The organism is Tropicimonas sediminicola (assembly GCF_900188335.1).
Lineage (GTDB): Bacteria > Pseudomonadota > Alphaproteobacteria > Rhodobacterales > Rhodobacteraceae > Tropicimonas > Tropicimonas sediminicola.
The window spans coordinates 1-17,045 of the sequence record NZ_FZOY01000003.1; the positions used below are offsets into that span (position 1 = coordinate 1).

At 63.7% G+C, this 17,045-nt stretch carries 20 protein-coding genes and 4 tRNA genes; 13 read left to right on the top strand and 11 right to left on the bottom strand.

Features of this window, described 5'->3' with window-relative positions:
- Positions 1 to 1,521: 1,521 nt before the first annotated feature.
- From CHB86_RS24155 to CHB86_RS08515, 4 genes are all read right to left on the bottom strand, one after another.
- A complete protein-coding gene (locus tag CHB86_RS24155) occupies positions 1,522 to 2,259 on the bottom strand; it encodes a hypothetical protein (RefSeq protein ID WP_141134853.1) in 738 nt (245 codons plus the stop codon).
- Positions 2,260 to 2,501: 242 nt separating this feature from the next.
- The gene (locus CHB86_RS08505) at positions 2,502 to 2,753 is read right to left on the bottom strand and encodes a hypothetical protein (RefSeq protein ID WP_089232625.1); all 252 of its coding nucleotides are present in this window, start codon (positions 2,751 to 2,753) and stop codon (positions 2,502 to 2,504) included.
- A 61-nt stretch (positions 2,754 to 2,814) separates the two neighbouring features.
- Entirely contained in the window at positions 2,815 to 4,053 is a 1,239-nt protein-coding gene (locus tag CHB86_RS08510; RefSeq protein ID WP_089232626.1) for a site-specific integrase, read from the bottom strand.
- A 58-nt stretch (positions 4,054 to 4,111) separates the two neighbouring features.
- Positions 4,112 to 4,195 (bottom strand) — tRNA-Tyr (locus CHB86_RS08515).
- Positions 4,196 to 4,426: 231 nt separating this feature from the next.
- Between CHB86_RS08515 and CHB86_RS08520 the strand changes: the two genes are divergently transcribed.
- From CHB86_RS08520 to CHB86_RS08550, 7 genes are all read left to right on the top strand, one after another.
- Positions 4,427 to 5,392, top strand: coding sequence for a metal ABC transporter solute-binding protein, Zn/Mn family (locus CHB86_RS08520; RefSeq protein ID WP_089232627.1), 966 nt, complete (start codon positions 4,427 to 4,429; stop codon positions 5,390 to 5,392).
- A 10-nt stretch (positions 5,393 to 5,402) separates the two neighbouring features.
- Positions 5,403 to 6,212, top strand: a complete 810-nt coding sequence (locus CHB86_RS08525; RefSeq protein ID WP_089232628.1) for a metal ABC transporter ATP-binding protein — start codon at positions 5,403 to 5,405, stop codon at positions 6,210 to 6,212.
- 5 nt (positions 6,213 to 6,217) lie between these two features.
- Positions 6,218 to 7,423 carry a metal ABC transporter permease gene (locus tag CHB86_RS08530; RefSeq protein WP_089232629.1) on the top strand — a complete coding sequence of 402 codons (1,206 nt, stop codon included), beginning with the start codon at positions 6,218 to 6,220 and terminating at the stop codon, positions 7,421 to 7,423.
- Positions 7,420 to 8,349 (top strand): metal ABC transporter permease, encoded by a 930-nt coding sequence (locus tag CHB86_RS08535; protein ID WP_089232630.1) that lies wholly within the window; start codon positions 7,420 to 7,422, stop codon positions 8,347 to 8,349. The genes CHB86_RS08530 and CHB86_RS08535 overlap by 4 nt, the downstream gene beginning before the upstream one ends.
- Before the next feature lie 177 nt (positions 8,350 to 8,526).
- On the top strand, positions 8,527 to 9,312 hold the full coding sequence (rlmB, locus tag CHB86_RS08540; RefSeq protein ID WP_089233074.1) for a 23S rRNA (guanosine(2251)-2'-O)-methyltransferase RlmB: 786 nt from the start codon (positions 8,527 to 8,529) through the stop codon (positions 9,310 to 9,312).
- 3 nt (positions 9,313 to 9,315) lie between these two features.
- Positions 9,316 to 9,606 (top strand): hypothetical protein, encoded by a 291-nt coding sequence (locus CHB86_RS08545; RefSeq protein WP_089232631.1) that lies wholly within the window; start codon positions 9,316 to 9,318, stop codon positions 9,604 to 9,606.
- 222 nt (positions 9,607 to 9,828) lie between these two features.
- Positions 9,829 to 10,281: a CoA-binding protein gene (locus CHB86_RS08550; RefSeq protein WP_089233075.1), complete on the top strand. Its 453-nt coding sequence runs from the start codon at positions 9,829 to 9,831 to the stop codon at positions 10,279 to 10,281.
- On the opposite strand, the gene CHB86_RS08555 is transcribed toward CHB86_RS08550, so the two are convergent.
- On the bottom strand, positions 10,278 to 10,586 hold the full coding sequence (locus tag CHB86_RS08555; RefSeq protein ID WP_089232632.1) for a phosphoribosyl-ATP diphosphatase: 309 nt from the start codon (positions 10,584 to 10,586) through the stop codon (positions 10,278 to 10,280). The genes CHB86_RS08550 and CHB86_RS08555 overlap by 4 nt on opposite strands.
- A 64-nt stretch (positions 10,587 to 10,650) precedes the next feature.
- Entirely contained in the window at positions 10,651 to 11,412 is a 762-nt protein-coding gene (hisF, locus tag CHB86_RS08560) for an imidazole glycerol phosphate synthase subunit HisF (protein ID WP_089232633.1), read from the bottom strand.
- Positions 11,413 to 11,559: 147 nt separating this feature from the next.
- Here hisF and CHB86_RS08565 point away from each other — a divergent pair, with 147 nt between their 5' ends.
- Positions 11,560 to 11,976 carry a DUF302 domain-containing protein gene (locus CHB86_RS08565; RefSeq protein ID WP_425445419.1) on the top strand — a complete coding sequence of 139 codons (417 nt, stop codon included), beginning with the start codon at positions 11,560 to 11,562 and terminating at the stop codon, positions 11,974 to 11,976.
- On the opposite strand, the gene hisA is transcribed toward CHB86_RS08565, so the two are convergent.
- On the bottom strand, positions 11,973 to 12,686 hold the full coding sequence (gene hisA / locus CHB86_RS08570) for a 1-(5-phosphoribosyl)-5-[(5-phosphoribosylamino)methylideneamino]imidazole-4-carboxamide isomerase (protein WP_089232634.1): 714 nt from the start codon (positions 12,684 to 12,686) through the stop codon (positions 11,973 to 11,975). The genes CHB86_RS08565 and hisA overlap by 4 nt on opposite strands.
- Positions 12,687 to 12,819: 133 nt before the next feature.
- Here hisA and CHB86_RS08575 point away from each other — a divergent pair, with 133 nt between their 5' ends.
- The gene (locus CHB86_RS08575; RefSeq protein ID WP_089232635.1) at positions 12,820 to 13,209 is read left to right on the top strand and encodes a DUF2147 domain-containing protein; all 390 of its coding nucleotides are present in this window, start codon (positions 12,820 to 12,822) and stop codon (positions 13,207 to 13,209) included.
- A 134-nt stretch (positions 13,210 to 13,343) separates the two neighbouring features.
- Here the strand turns inward: CHB86_RS08575 and CHB86_RS08580 are convergent, their stop codons facing one another.
- The 3 genes from CHB86_RS08580 to hisB all read right to left on the bottom strand — a co-directional run bounded on the left by CHB86_RS08580 (position 13,344) and on the right by hisB (position 15,351).
- On the bottom strand, positions 13,344 to 13,832 hold the full coding sequence (locus tag CHB86_RS08580) for a hypothetical protein (RefSeq protein WP_089232636.1): 489 nt from the start codon (positions 13,830 to 13,832) through the stop codon (positions 13,344 to 13,346).
- 288 nt (positions 13,833 to 14,120) lie between these two features.
- Positions 14,121 to 14,762, bottom strand: coding sequence for an imidazole glycerol phosphate synthase subunit HisH (gene hisH, locus CHB86_RS08585; RefSeq protein ID WP_089232637.1), 642 nt, complete (start codon positions 14,760 to 14,762; stop codon positions 14,121 to 14,123).
- A 1-nt stretch (position 14,763) separates the two neighbouring features.
- The gene (hisB, locus tag CHB86_RS08590) at positions 14,764 to 15,351 is read right to left on the bottom strand and encodes an imidazoleglycerol-phosphate dehydratase HisB (RefSeq protein ID WP_089232638.1); all 588 of its coding nucleotides are present in this window, start codon (positions 15,349 to 15,351) and stop codon (positions 14,764 to 14,766) included.
- 209 nt (positions 15,352 to 15,560) lie between these two features.
- Here hisB and CHB86_RS08595 point away from each other — a divergent pair.
- The 4 genes from CHB86_RS08595 (at position 15,561) to CHB86_RS08610 (ending at position 16,678) form a co-directional block, all read left to right on the top strand.
- Positions 15,561 to 15,635: transfer RNA gene (locus tag CHB86_RS08595), tRNA-Gly, on the top strand.
- Positions 15,636 to 16,103: 468 nt separating this feature from the next.
- Positions 16,104 to 16,180 (top strand) — tRNA-Asp (locus tag CHB86_RS08600).
- 90 nt (positions 16,181 to 16,270) lie between these two features.
- Positions 16,271 to 16,347, top strand: a tRNA-Asp gene (locus CHB86_RS08605).
- Between the two features lie 109 nt (positions 16,348 to 16,456).
- On the top strand, positions 16,457 to 16,678 hold the full coding sequence (locus CHB86_RS08610; protein ID WP_089232639.1) for an RND transporter: 222 nt from the start codon (positions 16,457 to 16,459) through the stop codon (positions 16,676 to 16,678).
- Positions 16,679 to 16,683: 5 nt separating this feature from the next.
- On the opposite strand, the gene CHB86_RS08615 is transcribed toward CHB86_RS08610, so the two are convergent.
- Positions 16,684 to 17,037 carry a hypothetical protein gene (locus CHB86_RS08615; protein WP_089232640.1) on the bottom strand — a complete coding sequence of 118 codons (354 nt, stop codon included), beginning with the start codon at positions 17,035 to 17,037 and terminating at the stop codon, positions 16,684 to 16,686.
- Positions 17,038 to 17,045: the final 8 nt, after the last annotated feature.

The following is a 17,045-nucleotide window of genomic DNA, read 5'->3' on the forward strand; positions in this document are numbered from 1 at the left end:
ACCCACACTCCGGCCTGAAATGGCGCTCGCCCCGCGAGTTCATAAGGGCCCAAACCGAAACCGCGTAGGTGTCCGGTCAAATGGGGGCAAGTTCAGTGAATGACCATCACGAGCCAGCCTCACAATAGTTTCAAGATAACCGAGCCGTTCAAAGCTAGGCATAGAATATAGACGCTCTGCCATCCGAGCAGCCAATTCAAATTTCTCATATTGTTGTCTCGCTTTCGTTGTGCTTGCGGATGCGTTCTCCGGCTTGCTGCGCCGTTGGTTTCTTTTCGAGTGGGTATAACGACACTTCGGAGAACAGTAGGTTTTGTTGGAGCGATATGGGAACAACGCTCCACAGTTCGGGCAAAGGGATTGGGACGGTGGTGAAGTCTTCTCCACCCCCGCACGGTCGATTTGATGGTCTTTCATTAGATGATAGGAATTTAGAACCGATAGACGATAAGTTCACCTGGCTTGCTTACTGTAAGCCCGAGGGTTTTTGCTCGGGCGACAACTTGGTCTGCACTCGCGGCACGCATGGTGAACAGTCGATTGAGTTTGGTGGACCCTGTAGTTGGGTCTGTGATTTTCATGCTGGCTTCAAATACGGACATTGGAACGCCTCCAAATGATCAGGCGATTTCCCGAATGTTCTGGGAAAGCTGAGTTGGTATGAAAAAGGGAGTGGATTGGCACGATAGCGCCAAGCGGTAGGGTCAGAGTGGAATAGGAGCGTGCCTCGGGAATGCCCTGAGTGGGGCTGAGGTGCTTTGGGGTTGTTATGAGTGGTGTCCTGAAAAAGCCGAAGGACGCCCTGGGACATGGTGAGTGCTAGACGAGATTGGGTGTCTATTTTCCTAATGGGAAGTTTTCAGGGAAGTGCGGTGTTTGTACCTAATGCGAGGTTTTCAACCGCTCCCGCTCAGCCCAACAAAACAAGGACTTTGGGTGCGCCAGTGCGCACGGGCGTCTACTTACCTAATGGCAACTTTTCAGGGAAGTGCGGTGTTTGTACCTAATGCATAGTTATCAACCCCGAGTCCCCCAGGTCACCTCAAGGCCAACCCAAGGTTCACCCCCGCTCCACCTAGACGCTCAGCCACCAAGCGTTCAGCCATCAAGCGGTTCTCTCTTGTTATGGGTGTCCACGCTTTTGGCGCTGGTCACTCAGCCGTTCGGCGGTCAACCCGTACAAGACCCTGACAGCCTCAAGGTTAACCCTCTGTAATCTCAAGGTTGACTGCGAGTGAACATAATCGAACTCGCTTGTTGTTGTCGTGTCGGAGAGGATCAGCCGATAGACGCTCAGCCACGAGGCGTTCAGCCCAATCGGATCAGGCGACACAGAGAGCCCCCCCCCCCCCCCCTGGCTTGTCTTCGCTGGCAGGGCCTAGGATGTTCGGTCGTGGTCGCTGGTTGGTTGGGGGTGGGCCTCAGGTGTGTTGGCTGTGGACCTAGGGTGCACCGGGGGAAGACCGACGCGCCCTGCGATATATACCTCTTCAGATTTTTTGTAGAAAATTCGGCCTAACTCTATAACTTGTCGATCACTTCCTGAAACCTCGGCATTGGAACGGAACCTACTTCGATCAGGATTGGAGTATCTATGTTTCCGTTGATCTCTGACTCCGACACCGGAATGCCCGCAGCCCTCAAGCTATCTGCAAGACAGATAAACTGTGGGGTTTTTTCGCCTATGTGCCCAATCATGATTCCGTCATAGACTTGGCCACGATCATCCGTGAAAGGAAGCAAATGCAACACCTTCCAGCCAGCCCTCTCCAATAGGTTTTCGATCTTTTCGGAGAAACCTTGAGCTTCCCTCGATCGTGATCGAACAACGGTTACTGTGCTTGGTGGAGTCCTGGAAAGATTCATCAGAATAATGGACTGTTGAGTGTCCGTAAGTGTCCTCTGAGGGGGCGCGCTAGGTTCACGGTTGATAGTGTTATTCCCTCCGGATTGCCCAACCGTGATGATGCCATCGTTGTTAAGCACAGGCTTTCCAGAAGTGACCATTTGGTGCACTTCTTCCCTTCTGAAAAGGGCCACCAAGAGAGTGAAAATTAAGACTACAGCAACGCCAAGCCAAGGTAGAATTGGGTTCAGGTCAGAGAGGCAATCTTGCCCGCGTCCAGTTATCCATTGACAGAAATTCAGTTTGACCTCTTCTGGGGTCATTGTGAGCATTACCGTAATAGCAAGGGCCAAAATTGTGGGCCCAATCCATGCAGCGAGCCTAAAGAAGGAACTAAAGATTCTCTTATGCATTTTGTCAGAGTGCCTGTAATCCGACGATAGCCAAAGTGGACGTGAAGCGTCAGTGGTCAATTGTTGATTAGTTCGTTCTGTTCAAGATGCGAAGCTCAAGGGACAAACACTTATACTCGTATGAAAGGGACCACCGGCGGAATACCGATGGCCCCTCAGGTACTACCTCGGGTGCTCAGACAATCAACGGATAACTCCCGCGTGTCCAGCCGCTAGGCGCTCAGCCGCTATCCGCTCTGCCGCTAGGCGTCCAGGAGTTCTCCTGCGGGGTGCGCCTCGCCTGTTATCTCTTCGTAAGCCCACAGAGCATCGACCAACTGCTTCTCTAGGTCTTGCCTGTCGGTGGTTCCTGAGGCTCCGCCATCGTAGCCGACAGACCGGCTCAGGTGGGCGATGTGGTTGGACAGGCAGTCGTCGGCTTCGACCCTCATGTACAGAAGGCAGATGCGTTCATGGATGCTCTGAGCGATGGTGGTCTTGGCAATGCTGATCATGGTCGTTGTTCTCCAATGAAGAAGTATAAGAGCTCGTTGTTCTTGGGGATGGTCGGGGGACTCAGGTGGAGACTTGGAGCGCCCCTCCTAGTTCCTCCATCAGTGCCCTGAAGGTCACCAAGACGATTTCCCTGAGGTCGCCATGCTTGGCGTAGACGTCCATTCCAATGTCGTCCTTATTGGAGTGACCAATCACGAGGTTCCTTGCCTCCTTGGCAACACCTGCGTTGATCAGGGCTGACACAGCGTTCCTCCTAAAGCTGTGCATGTCCCATGTTCCATCATGCTCGGGGTCCGCTTTCCTGGCAGCCTCCAAGGCTTTCCCGACATACCAATTTGCCTTTAGGTCGTAACCGCCCCTGCGAAGGCGTGGGAAGAGCATCCCCTTGTTTCGGTGATCGAGAGGCTCAGTGATGAGCGCGAAGCGGATTGTCTCCCTCAGGAGTTCCATGTCGCTGGCATCGACAATCATCACCACTCGATTGCCAGCGTCGGTCTTGGCCTCTCGGATATTCAACTCGATGTGGTCGCCTCTGTCTTCAATGTCGGACAGCAACAGGGAGCATACTTCGTTTAGCCGACAGCCGGTCGACCACAGCAGCCGAATGATAACCGTCATTTCGCGCCGGTACTTCATTCGGTCTGCCCCAGCGATATATGCGAGCAACCTCTCGGCCTCCGCTCGGGTTACCGGGCGTAGAACTCGCGGAGGTCTGTTGACCGTCTTCCGCTTGCCGGGGAGTTTTCGGTTCAACCCTGAGAAGGGGTTCTTCGCTTCCGGGTCAACGAGGCTCCAGTAGTCCAGGACCTTCCAGAATGAGGCGAGGCAGTTGGTGTAGGAAAGCAGGGTGCGCTCGCTGATCAGCTTGCCGGTCCGAGGGGAGGGCGTCTGCCGTAGGTGGTCGTAGAACCTCAGGGCCAACTCGCGGTTCAACTCAGAGACACCAACGTTTCCCGACCAATTGATGAAGCGACCGAGATACCTCTGGTAGCGATAGCGGGTCGAAGGGCGGATTCCGTCAGCCAGTTGCAGCCAACGATGGGCTGCTTCCTTCACGGTCGTTTCCTTGTCGCCAGACGGGGGAGCCGTCATTGGCATAGGATTGCCGTTGAGAGCAGTCTTTCTGATTTCGTCCAGAACCATGTCCCGGCTGTAGACAGCATCGGTTAGGTTCTTGGTCTTCAGCGACCGAACGATTTCCTTTCGGCCCACGGTTGCCACGAGTTCCTGAGGCACAGTGTACCGCACGAAAAACGTCTCGCCGCGCTTGAACAGATATTGGGGAAGAGGGCTTACCATCTTTGTTAGGGTCCCAACCTTACAGTTTTTGGGGCCAACTAACGGAAAAGAATGAAGATGGTGGGCGACCCTGGAATCGAACCAGGCATGGGTCTCCCCGGCGGAGTTACAGTCCGCTGCCGCACCTTGCAGCACGTCGCCCGACGCCGGGCGGGAATAGCTTTGCGGCTGGGCGGGGTCAACCGGAAATTTTCGGTGGTGTGTGGAGATCCGAGCGGCGCTGTGACGGGTAGGGCGCGCGTCGTTTCCTGCACCTGATAATCGTTCTCAATTTCGTTGACTTCTTGCGAACGAGTTTCATATACATGTTGCAACGTCGCCGCCCGGTGACCCGGCGCGGCGGGCGGCGGATCCTGTTTCGGAGAAGGTGGCCATGCAAAGACGAACGCTGTTGGCAGCGATGGGGGCGAGCGCACTCGCCGGCGGGTTGATGCCCCGCGCGGGGTTGGCCGCGGCGCCGCTCGACGTCGTCGCAACCACGGGCATGATCGCCGACCTGGCGACGCGGGTCGGCGGCGATCTGGTCTCTGTCCGCGGTCTGATGGGGCCGGGTGTCGACCCGCATTCCTATCGCCAGACCCGCACCGACATCGTCGCCATGACGAAAGCCGATCTGGTCCTCTGGCATGGGCTCTATCTCGAAGCGCAGATGGAGGAATTCTTCCACAAGCTCGAAAGCCGGGGAAATGTTCTGGCCGTCGCGGATGCGCTGCCGCGGGATCTCCTGCTCAGCCACCCGGATTACGCCGACAAGTTCGATCCCCATGTCTGGATGGTTCCGGAGATCTGGGCGCAGGTCGTCCCGGTCGTGCGCGAGGCGCTGGCCGGCGTGCTGCCGGGGCAGGAGGCGGCTCTGGAGGCCAACGCGGAGGCCCTCGAGGCCGATATCGCCCAGCTCGACACCTATGCGCGCGACGTGCTCGCCACGGTGCCCGAGCAGAGCCGGGTTCTGGTGACGGCGCATGACGCCTTCAGCTATTTCGGCCGCGCGTACGGTTTCGAGGTTCTGGGAATCCAGGGGATCTCGACCGAGTCCGAGGCCGGGCTCAACCGGATCGGAGAGCTTGTGGATGTGCTGGTCGAACGCGAGGTTGCGGCGGTCTTTGGCGAAAGCTCGGTCTCCGACCGCAACATCCGCGCCCTGATCGAGGGGGCGGCGGCGCGCGGGCACGAGGTTCGGATCGGCGGGGAGCTCTTTTCCGACGCGATGGGCCAGCCGGACAGCTACGAGGGCACCTACATCGGCATGATCGACCACAACGTGACCGTCATCGCGTCGGCGCTCGGAGGCACGGCCCCGGGGCGCGGCATGAACGGCAAGCTCTCTGCCGGGATCTGAGGACAAGGCCATGGCGCATCTGGAACTCGCAACCGACCACGGCCAGCCCCTGCCGGACGACAGTGTATCGGAAAGCCCGCTGGCGATCCGCGGCCTGACCGTCTCCTACGGCGAGAAGCCGGCGGTCTTCTCCGTCGACGCGACCTTCCGCGATGGCTCGATGACGGCGATCATCGGCCCGAACGGCGCAGGCAAGTCGACGCTCCTGAAGGCGGCGCTCGGGGTGATCCGACCGCTTTCGGGCGCGATCACGGTCTACGGCAAGCCTCTCAGGAACCAGCGGCACCGGATCGCCTATGTACCGCAACGCGCCAGCGTGGATTGGGATTTCCCGACCCGCGTCCTCGATGTGGTGCTCATGGGCCTTTACCGGCAACTTGGGCTGCTCGGGCGGCTCAATGCGCAACATCGGGCCCGGGCGCTGGACTGCCTCGACCGGGTCGGCATGGCCGACTTCGCCGAGCGCCAGATCGGCCAGCTCTCCGGCGGCCAGCAGCAGCGGGTGTTCCTGGCCAGGGCGCTGGCGCAGGATGCGGAGCTCTACCTGCTCGACGAGCCTTTCGCCGGCGTGGATGCCGCGACCGAGAAGGCGATCATCGACGTCCTGAAAACCCTCAATCGGCAGGGCAGGACGGTGGTGGCCGTGCATCATGACCTCGCAACCGTCACCGACTACTTCGACCGGGTCTTCCTGATCAACGTTCGCAAGGTGGCGGAAGGGGCGGTGGCAGATGCCTTCACCGCGGCCAACCTGCAGGCCGCCTACGGTGGCCGTCTTGCCACCGCGCAAATCGACGATCTCGAACTCGCGGCCCACTGATCCCGATGTTCCTCGAGGCGCTGACACTGCAATTGGGTTACAACGCGACCCTCGTCGCGGTCGGGGCTGCCTTGCTGGGCATTTCCGCTGGTGTCACCGGCACTTTCCTGTTCCTGCGCAAGCGGGCGTTGGTCGCCGATGCGATCAGCCACGCGACCCTGCCCGGCGTGGGCATCGCCTTCATCGCGATGGTCGCTCTTGGCGGCGACGGGCGCAACCTGGCGGGGTTGATGCTCGGCTCGGCGCTCTCGGCCTGGATCGGCCTGCTCTGCGTGCAGGCGATCACGCGCCGCACGCGTCTGGCCGAGGATTCCGCGATCGGGGCCGTTCTGTCGGCCTTTTTCGGGTTCGGTGTCGTGCTGCTGACCGTGATCCAGAACATGCAGGCGGGGCGCCAGGCGGGGCTCGACGGGCTGCTGCTCGGCTCCACGGCGGGGATGCTGATGCAGGATGCGGTGATCATCGCCACCGGCGGGGCGCTGACGCTGGCGCTTGTCCTGCTGCTGCGCCGGCCGATGACGCTGGTGGCCTTCGATGCGGATTACGCGCGCTCCATCGGTGTCGATCCGGACCGGGTGGACCTGATGACCATGGGCCTCGTTCTGGCGGTGACGGTGGTCGGCCTGAAGATCGTCGGGCTGATCCTGATCGTGGCGCTGCTGATCATTCCGCCGGTCACCGCGCGTTTCTGGACCGAGCGCAGCGAGCGCGTCGTGGCTTATGCGGGCGTCATCGGCGGGCTTTCGGGCTTCCTCGGGGCGGCGATCTCGGCTTCGGCCCCGGCGCTGCCGACAGGCCCGATCATCGTCCTCGTCTGCTTCGGGCTCTTCGTGATCTCGCTGTTCTTCGCGCCCGAGCGAGGCGTGCTTGCCGCCTATCTCCGCCACCGCCAGTTCCAGCGCAAGGTTCACATCCGGCAGGGGCTGCTGGCGCTCGCCCAGGGACAGCCGGTCTACGAGCCGCTGACTATCCGGCTTCTCGCCCGCGAGGGTCTGGCCCGCCCGGACGGCATCCCGACCGAGGCCGGCCGCGCCCGCGCAGCCCGCGCCCTGCGCGACGAGCACCGCTGGCAGGTGGTGCACCGATCGCCCGACTACGAGGAGGTCTCCAGCCTGCATGACGGACTGCGGGACATCGAGACCGTGTTGACCCCCGACCAGATCGCCGAGATCGACGACAGGATCGGCGGCCCGAGGGAGGTGCCGGCATGAGCGGCGCGGAATTCGTCCCCCTGAGCCTGACCCCGATCCTGATCGGGGTGTTCACCGCAGTCGCCTGCGCGCTTCCGGGCAACTTCCTCGTGCTGCGCAGGCAGGCGCTGATCGGGGACGCGATCAGCCATGTGGTGCTGCCGGGGATCGTCGTGGCCTTCCTGGTGACCGGCACGGTGACGGCCTGGCCGATGATGATCGGGGCGGCGCTCGCCTCCATCCTCGCCGTGGTGCTGATCGAAGCGATCCGCCGCCTTGGCCGGATCGAGACCGGCGCCGCGATGGGCGTGGTCTTCACCGCGATGTTCGCGGGCGGGGTGCTGCTGCTGGAGCGGTCCGACACCTCGACCGTTCACCTCGACGTCGAGCATGCGTTGATGGGCAACCTCGAATCCCTCATCTGGCTGGACGCGATGGGCTGGGCCTCGCTCCTCGATCCCGTGGCGCTTGCCGGCCTGCCGCCGGAGCTGGGGCGGATCTTCATCACCCTGATCGGCGTCTCGGCGTTCCTGTGGCTGTTCTGGCGCCCGCTGAAGATCTCCACCTTCGACGAAGGCTTTGCGCAGGGGCTCGGCATGCGCACCGGCGCGCTCGGCATGGCGCTGGTGGTCGTCTCGGCGGTGGCGGCTGTCGCGGCTTTCGATGCGGTGGGCTCGATCATCGTCATCGCGATGTTCATCTGCCCGCCGGCCGCCGCCCGGCTGATGACGAACCGTCTTGAGAGGCAGATCGCCTGGTCGGTCGTCTTCGCCGTGATCTCGGCCGTGATGGGCTACGTGCTTGCCGGTTACGGGCCCCTGTGGCTGGGAGGGACCAATGCGGTCAGTGCGGCCGGGATGATCGCCACAACCTCCGGGCTGATCCTGCTCCTTGCCGTGCTGTTCGGGCCCTGCCGGTCCAGAACCGGTGCGCCGAGCGAGGGCTGATGCCGCTTCGGCCATGCGGGGTTTGAGCCACCGGCGAAGGAGCTGTCACCGAGCTCTCGCAGAGGTTTTCTTGCCTCCGGCGGGGGTATTTCCGCCAAGAAGACGCCATCCTGCCGGGGAGGCTTGCCATTTCTCCCGTCGCGGGGCAGGGGCAGGGGAAGGAAAAGGATGGCTGTGATGAAGAAACCCTCCTGGGTGATCGACAAGGAACGCGCCCGCAGGGCCGCCGCGGCGGAAACGCTCTGGCTTTTCGGTCTGCACGCGGTGCGGGACGCGCTGTGCAACCCGGCGCGGGCGCGGCTGCGGCTCGTGGTGACGCGCAACGCCGCCGACAAGCTGGCCGAGGCGATCGCCGAGAGCGGCATGGAGCCCGAGATCGCCGATCCGCGGAAATTTCCAGTGCCGCTGGACCCGGGCTCGGTGCACCAGGGCGCGGCGCTCGAGGTGAAGCCGCTGGATTGGGGCAAGTTCGAGGATCTCTGCGAGCCGGGGCAGGGTGCGCCGCGTCTCGTGCTGCTGGACCGCGTCACCGATCCGCACAATGTCGGGGCCATCCTGCGTTCGTCCGAGGTGTTCGGGGCCCGCGCCGTCATCGCCCCCCATCACCATTCCGCGCCGGAAACCGGTGCCCTTGCCAAGACCGCTTCGGGCGCGCTGGAGCGTCAGGCCTATGTGCGGGTGCGGAACCTGGCCGACAGCATGGAAGTGCTGCGGGACATGGGCTACGTGCTGATCGGTCTGGACGGCGACGGGGAGGGGGACCTTGCGGAGGCAGCGGCGGCCTTTGCCGATCGCCCGCTTGCGCTGGTGCTGGGTGCCGAGGGGCCGGGATTGCGCGACCGGACCCGCAAGACCTGCGACCAGATCGTTCGTATTCCCGCCGCCGGTGCGTTCGGCTCGCTCAACGTCTCCAATGCGGCCGCAGTCGCCCTATATGCTACGAGGAAGCAAGATCAGGGCTGACGCATGCACCGAACAACGAAGATCGCCACCTGCTGCTATTGCGGCACCCGGGCTGCCCTGGTGCTGGGCAGCGACCGGCACGAACTCGTGTGTTCGGCCTGCGGCGCCCCGCTGCGCCAGTTGAAGAGCCTGCCCGCGGATACGGCCGCTCGGACGCCCGTCTCCGCCCCGTCGCGCGGTCAGCTCCACGACCGGCCGAAAAAGAAAACCAAGTCGAAAAAGAAGAAGCGCAAATCCTGGATCAAGGATCTCGTCGAAGATGCCTTCGACGAGTTGGGGGACCTGTTCGATTGACCTGCGAATCTGCTCGAGCAGGATGGCGTAAGCCCTTTGGTAACAAACCCGTTATCCCCCTTATTCGGCCTCTTGGATGTGGCGTTTGCGTAACTACATTTGATTCACGGGTTGCGGATCTGGAACCTCCGCAACCTGCTGCACTGTCCCTCGTTCCGTACTGGCGCCCGGCGATTGAACCCGGGCGCCTTTTTCTTGTGATGGAAGGCTGCAAATCCCGTGATCCCGTCCGACGATATCCTGCGTGACATCTTCCGGCGCACCCGCGTCATCGCCTGCGTCGGCGCATCGCCGCGCCCGGAGCGGCCGAGCCACTACGTGTCGGAGTTCCTGCGCGCCCGGGGCTATCGGGTGATTCCAGTCAATCCTGGTCAGGCCGGCGCTACGCTGTTTGGCGAACGGGTGGTTGCGCGGCTTTCCGAGATCGACGCGCCGGTGGACATGGTCGACATCTTCCGCCGGTCCGAACAGGTTCTGCCGGTGGTCGAGGAGGCGCTCGAAAGCCTGCCCGGGCTCAAGACCGTCTGGATGCAGATCGGCGTGCGCAACCCCGAGGCCGCGGCGCTCGCGCAGGCACGCGGCGTCACGGAGGTTCAGGATCGCTGCCCGAAGGTCGAGCTGCCTCGTCTCTTCGGCTCCATGAGCCTCGCGCAGATCCGGAGCCAGGTGGCCTAGCGGGCGGCCTTTTCCTCGATTCCCGACCGGCCTTCGCGGCGGGCGAGTTCCGCCTCGATCTCCGCGAGCCCGACGTCGCGTGCCGCGCACATGACCAGCAGGTGATACAGCGAATCCGCCGCCTCGCTGACCAGCCGCGCGCGGTCGCCCTTGACCGCCTCGATGATCGCTTCGACGGCCTCCTCGCCGAATTTCTCGGCGCATTTCTCGGGCCCCTTGGCGAGGAGCTTCGCGGTCCAGGAGCTTTCCGGGTCTGCGCCCTTGCGGGCTTCGATCGTCTCGGCCAGTCGATACAGGGCGCTCATGTCATGTCCTTCTTCTGTCCGGAGAAGCCGCGGCGGCCGGGTCGGGCCTCGGTCCCGGGCCGGATCAGTTCAGCCGTACGGGAATCCCTGCAGCGGCCATATGTTCCTTGGCCTCGCGGATGGTGAAATCCCCGAAGTGGAAGATCGAGGCGGCGAGCACCGCACTGGCCCCGCCCTCGGTCACTCCTTCGACGAGGTGGTCGAGTGTGCCGACGCCGCCGGACGCGATGACGGGCACGTGGACGGCATCCGAGATCGCCCGCGTGAGCGGAAGGTTGAACCCGGCGCGCGTTCCGTCGCGGTCCATCGAGGTCAGCAGGATCTCGCCCGCTCCCTTGGCCACCACCGTTCGTGCAAATTCGACCGCATCGATGCCCGTGGGCTTGCGGCCGCCGTGGGTGAAGATCTCCCACTTGCCGGGGCTCACCGTCTTGGCGTCGATCGCCACCACGATGCACTGGCTGCCGAAGCGTTCCGCCGATTTCGCCACCACATCCGGGTTGGCCACGGCGGCGGAGTTGAAACTCACCTTGTCCGCCCCGGCAAGCAGCAGCGCCCGCACGTCTTCGGGCGTGCGCACCCCGCCGCCGATGGTCAGCGGCATGAAGCACTGCTCGGCCGTCCGCGTGGCGAGGTCGTACATCGTCCCGCGGTTCTCGTGGGTGGCGTTGATGTCGAGGAAGCACAGCTCGTCGGCGCCGGCGGCGTCATAGGCCTTGGCGGCTTCCACCGGATCGCCGGCGTCGACCAGGTCGACGAAGTTCACGCCCTTGACGACACGGCCTTCCTTGACGTCGAGGCAGGGGATGATGCGGGTCTTGAGCATGGGAAATGCGGTCCTCGGGTGATCACGCGATCTTTTATGGTCATTCGGGGCGAGAGGCCAGAGTGTTGGAGCACGGGGCAAGCGCCCGCCGGAAACGAGAGGAGATCTGCCTTGAAACTGCTCGCTGCGACCGCCCTTGCCGTGACGATGGCAACGACCGCCATGGCCGATGACGACGATTTCGTCCGGGTCCAGTCCGCGTCGGATGTCGGAGCCACGATGGATGCCCTGGAGGCCGCCGTCGGCAGTGCCGGCGCCACGGTCTTCGCCCGGGTCGACCACGCCGCCGGGGCGGCTTCGGTCGATATGGAGCTTGCCGATGCGCAGCTGCTGATCTTCGGCAACCCCAAGCTCGGAACGCCCGCGATGCAGGACGACCCGTTGGCCGGCCTCGTGCTGCCGCTGCGGGTGCTGGTCTACGAGGACGGCGAGGGCAAGGTCTGGCTTGCCTACCAGGAGCCGGAGGAAATGTTCGACGACATGGATATCGTCGACGACGCGCCCTACCTCGCCATGATGGCCGGGGCCCTGTCCAAGCTCACGGCAGCAGCGGCCGGCAACTAGAGGGCGGACAGCGCCTCCCGCAGGTCGATGGCGCCGTCATAGAGTGCCCGGCCCGAGATCGCGCCGGAAATTCCCACAGCGTCGCGCAGGGCGATCAGGTCCGCCAGCGAAGACACCCCGCCGGAGGCGATCACCGGGATCGTGGTGGCGCGGGCGAGGGCGGCCGTGGCCTCGACGTTCGGTCCCTGCATGGCGCCGTCGCGGTCGATGTCGGTATAGATGATCGCGGCGATGCCGGCATCCTCCAGCCGGCCGGCGAGATCGGTCACGGTCATGTCGGTCTCCTCGGCCCAGCCGCGCGTCGCGACCTTGCCGTTGCGCGCATCGAGCCCCACGGCGACGCGGCCCGGGAAGAGCTGGGCAGCTTCGCGCACAAGCTCGGGGTTCTCCACCGCAACCGTGCCCAGGATCACCCGGCTCACCCCCTTGTTCAGCCACATCTCGATGGTCTCGAGCGTGCGGATGCCGCCACCGAGCTGGACCGGCACCGAGACGGCAGCGAGAATCGCCTCCACCGCTGCGGCGTTCACCGGTTCGCCGGCAAAGGCGCCGTTCAGGTCGACGAGGTGCAGCCACTCGCAGCCGGCTTCCTCGAACTGACGGGCCTGTGCGGCCGGGTCGCTGCCGAAGACGGTTGCCTTGTCCATGTCGCCCTTGAGCAGGCGCACGCAGTTACCGTCCTTCAGGTCGATGGCGGGATAGAGGATCATGGTCGGGGTCCGGGCTGTTGTTTCGCGTGGGCTTCTGCCACGGCGCGAGGGGAGATGCAAAGCGACGGGACGTCATTGTTGATCGCCGGGCCGCTTGCGCGACAGGCTGGCGCCAGCAACGGGAGGACACACCATGAAACGCATTGCGACGGCCGCCGCCGGGCTGATTCTGCTGGCGGGCGCCGGCGCCGCCGATCCGGTCTTCGGAACCTGGAAGACGGAGCCCGGCGACGACGGCAATTTCGCCCATGTCACCATCGCCGATTGCGGCGGGCAGATCTGCGGCACGCTCGGCAAGGCCTTCGACGGCTCCGGCAAGCCCATCGCCTCCGACAAGGTCGGCAAGCGGATGATCTGGGACATGGCGGCGAACGGCGGCGGCAAGTATTCCGGCGGCAAGATCTGGGCCCCGGACCGCGACAAGACCTACAGTTCCAAGATGAGCCTCTCCGGTGACACGCTCAAGGTCTCGGGCTGCGTCGGTCCGATCTGTCGCGGCCAGACCTGGACCCGGGCGCAGTAATTGATGCGGCAAGGCCGTGGGCGGGCGAAACGGCCCACGGCCTGCCGGCTGTCTGGAGCAGAACGGTTCTGTCGATCTGGAAGGCGACCTTCATCGAGAAGCCGCGCCTTCCAGCATTTCTCCCGGCGACTCGATTACATCTGGGACGCCTGGCACTCCTCGAGCACCTTCATCGCGTCGTTCGTGCCGGTCAGGTCGACAACGATTTCGCGGCCGCTCTCCGCGGTAATGGTCAGGGTCTGTTTCTTCGCCAGATCGTAGGCGAACTTCGGATTGTTGAAGTAGACGTAGCCGCCCTGGTAGGCGCCATCGACCTTTCTGACCGAACCGCCTTCGAACTTCTCACCGTCGAGATCGAAATGGGTGATGATCGTGTCGCGGCTGTCGATGCCTGCGTCAGCGAGCGTGAAGAGCGCCAGGTAGCCAAGCTCTTCATTGCCGTCGATTCCAATCTGGGTCTGGAAACCGTCGGCATCGGTCCTTTCGATGGCGCAGCCCTTGAGCCCTTCGCTGATGCGGACATTCCATCCGGCAACTTCAGCGTAGATTTCCTGGCCAATGGCAGCCGTCGACGACACTGCCAGCGCGATTGCCGCGAACGAGAACTGAGCGAACTTGAACATTTGAATCCCCCCTCCGGAAACAGTTGAGTTTGCAACTCGCCGATACTGGACGATCGTTCCCCGTTTGTGAACGATTCGATCAGCCACCGGGCCAGTTGAGGGGGAGGTCATCCTGGATCGGGCGTGATCGACTATGGCACGCGGGTGCGCAGGACGAACGTAGTCCCCGCGCAGGTTTCCAACCGGACAGCCCCACAAAACCGGACATCCGGGCCGATCAGGCGAATGCAACAAACGCCGGCCCGGGGCCCGACGCACCCATTCAGAAGCCTCGGCGGGGATGGGCGCTCAAGGCGCCCAGGTCAGGAAGTTCGCGATCATCCGGAGGCCGGCATGCTGGCTCTTCTCCGGGTGGAACTGGGTGCCGATCATGGTGTCCCGACCGATGATCGCGGTGACCTCTCCGCCGTATTCGGCGTAGGCGAGCCGCTCGGCCGGGTCGCGCACGACGACCTGGTAGGAGTGGACGAAATAGGCGTGGTCGCCCGTCTCGATCCCTTCCAGAACCGGGTGGCTGCCGGTCACGATCAGGTCGTTCCAGCCCATGTGCGGCACCTTCAGCGCCGGATCGTCGGGCACGATCGGCACGACCTCGCCGGCGATCCAGTCGAAGCCGGGCGTGTCGCGATATTCACGGCCGACGCTCGCCATCATCTGCATGCCGATGCAGATCCCCATGAAGGGACGGCCCCGCACCTGCACGGCTTCCTCGATCGCCTCCTGAAGGCCGGAGTGTCCCTCCAGCGCCGCCTTGCAGGCCGGGTAGGCGCCGTCGCCGGGCAGCACGATCCGGTCGGCGCGGGCCACGTCCTCGGGCCGGCCGCTGATGATCACCTCGCCGGCGCCGGTCTCGGCTGCCATGCGTTGAAACGCCTTTTCCGCCGAGTGCAGGTTGCCGCTCTCGTAGTCGACCACGACTGTCAGGGACATGTCAGAGCGTCCCCTTGGTCGACGGGATCGCATCGCCCTTGCGCGGGTCGGGCTCCACCGCTTCGCGCAGCGCGCGGGCCACGGCCTTGAAGCCGGCCTCGGCGATGTGGTGGCTGTTGAGCCCGTGCAGCGTGTCGACATGCAGCGTGATCCCGCCGTGGGTCGACAGCGCCTGGAAGAACTCGCGCACGAGTTCCGTGTCGAAGGTGCCGATCTTCTGGGTCGGGAAATCCATGTTCCACACCAGGTAGGGACGCCCGGACAGGTCCAGCGCCGCCCGCACCAGCGTGTCGTCCATCGGCAGCAGGCAGGCGCCGTAGCGGCGGATGCCCCGCTTGTCGCCGAGCGCCTGCGTCAGCGCCTGGCCGAGCGCGATGCCGGTGTCTTCCACGGTGTGGTGGTCATCGATGTGCAGATCGCCCTCGGCGCGAATCGTCATGTCGATCAGAGAATGCCTGGCCAGCTGCTCCAGCATGTGGTCGAAAAACCCGACGCCGGTGCGGCAGTCGTAGCTGCCGGTGCCATCCAGATCGACCTCGACCGAGATCTTCGTCTCGGTGGTGGCCCGTTCGATTTTCGCCTTGCGCATGCGTTCTCTCCGATCGCTGACCCGCGTTCCTTACAGCCCGTCGGAGCGCGATCCAAGGGCATCGCGCATGGTGACGGCCTTCTGTGGGCCGCACGGCACAAGGCGCAAAGGGCCGGCCCGGCGGAGGCAATCCTGATTTGCGCCGCAGCATCGCATTTCCGCTTGCACCCCCTCCGCGGCATCGCTAGAAGCCCGGAGAACAAAAGGACGCGGGCGTAGCTCAGGGGTAGAGCATTACCTTGCCAAGGTAAGGGTCGTGAGTTCGAATCTCATCGCCCGCTCCATTTTGTTTCCCTCCCCTTGGAATTGAAATGTGCGTCAGGGAATGTCCTGTCGGGTTCCGTAGATCCGTGTCGGTTGCAACTGCACGATGTGTGCGCGCGCGTCGCCAAAATGACCGGCGTCGATTCGGGAGAGGCCAGGGGGGCTGGCCTGCGAATGCTCCGGAAATAGCACGATCCACTTGCGGACTGTCCACCGTCGCTTCGAAAGATCGGAGCGCGGTCGCAGGGAGATGACTGAAGGACAAATCCGCCAGCGCGGCCGAACTCTGCCACCCTTGCTGGACTCCAGTATGATGTTTTCATCGCAGGAGAGCGGAAGCGCGGCGTCTCCGGGGCCCTTGGGCGTCCCGGGAACAGAAATGCGCGGGGGAGGAAAAACCCGGCAAATGGCTGCTTGACGCCGCCCGCAGCGCAGCCTAGAACGCCGCTCACGCCGCGCGATGCGATGTATCGCGCAGCGGGCAGTGGGCGGTTGTAGCTCAGTTGGTTAGAGTGCCGGCCTGTCACGCCGGAGGTCGCGGGTTCGAGCCCCGTCAACCGCGCCATCGCTGCCAGACCCGGCCCGGGTCCGCCTTTCGAGGCTCAAGGGCACCCGTCGTTCAGGCGGTAAGAAGACCCGGCCCTCTGGGCCATGCGCGGTTGTAGCTCAGTTGGTTAGAGTGCCGGCCTGTCACGCCGGAGGTCGCGGGTTCGAGCCCCGTCAACCGCGCCACTTCTTCCTTGTCATCGGAAACCTCGGTACTGCTGAAACGGTGGGCGCTTGCACGTCGCCCTTGGGCGTGCGCGTTTTGCGAGACGCTGGCAGCAGGGGAGGCTGGGCGATGGCGATTCTGGACAGGGTGTCCTTTCTCATGCTGCTGGTGATCGCGCTGACGCTCGGGCTGGCGCCCTTCACGCCGGAACCGCATGTCGTCGAAAAGCTGCGGATGCTGGGGCAGGGAGAGCTTTCCCGCCCGATCGACATCTTCGACCTGCTGCTGCACGGCACGCCGTGGCTGCTGCTCCTTGCCAAGCTGTTGCGCACGGCAGTTCGCCGCGGGTGACCGGGTCAGAAGCCGGCGTCGGCCATGGCGATGGCGATCACTTCCTGCGGCCCCACTCCCAGCACGAATCCTGTCACCGCGCCGAGTGAAAGCGCCCAGCCCGCATCGCGGCGATAGGCCCGGAAGGCGGTGCGCTTGATCCGCCAGGCAAAGCCGATCATCGAGGCGCCGATCAGGAGCACCACCGCCAGCATCACGAGATCCTCGTGTGGGCGCAGGGTCGGGGAGGCGTTCAGGTGGTCCTGGATCGATTGCATTCCGGCTGCGAGGCGCATGGTGGCGAACAGCCAGAGCGCTCCGAGCGTGAACCGCAGGAGCTGGCCGGAGCGGCCGAGGCGGCTCGCGGAACCATCGGACACTTCAGGAT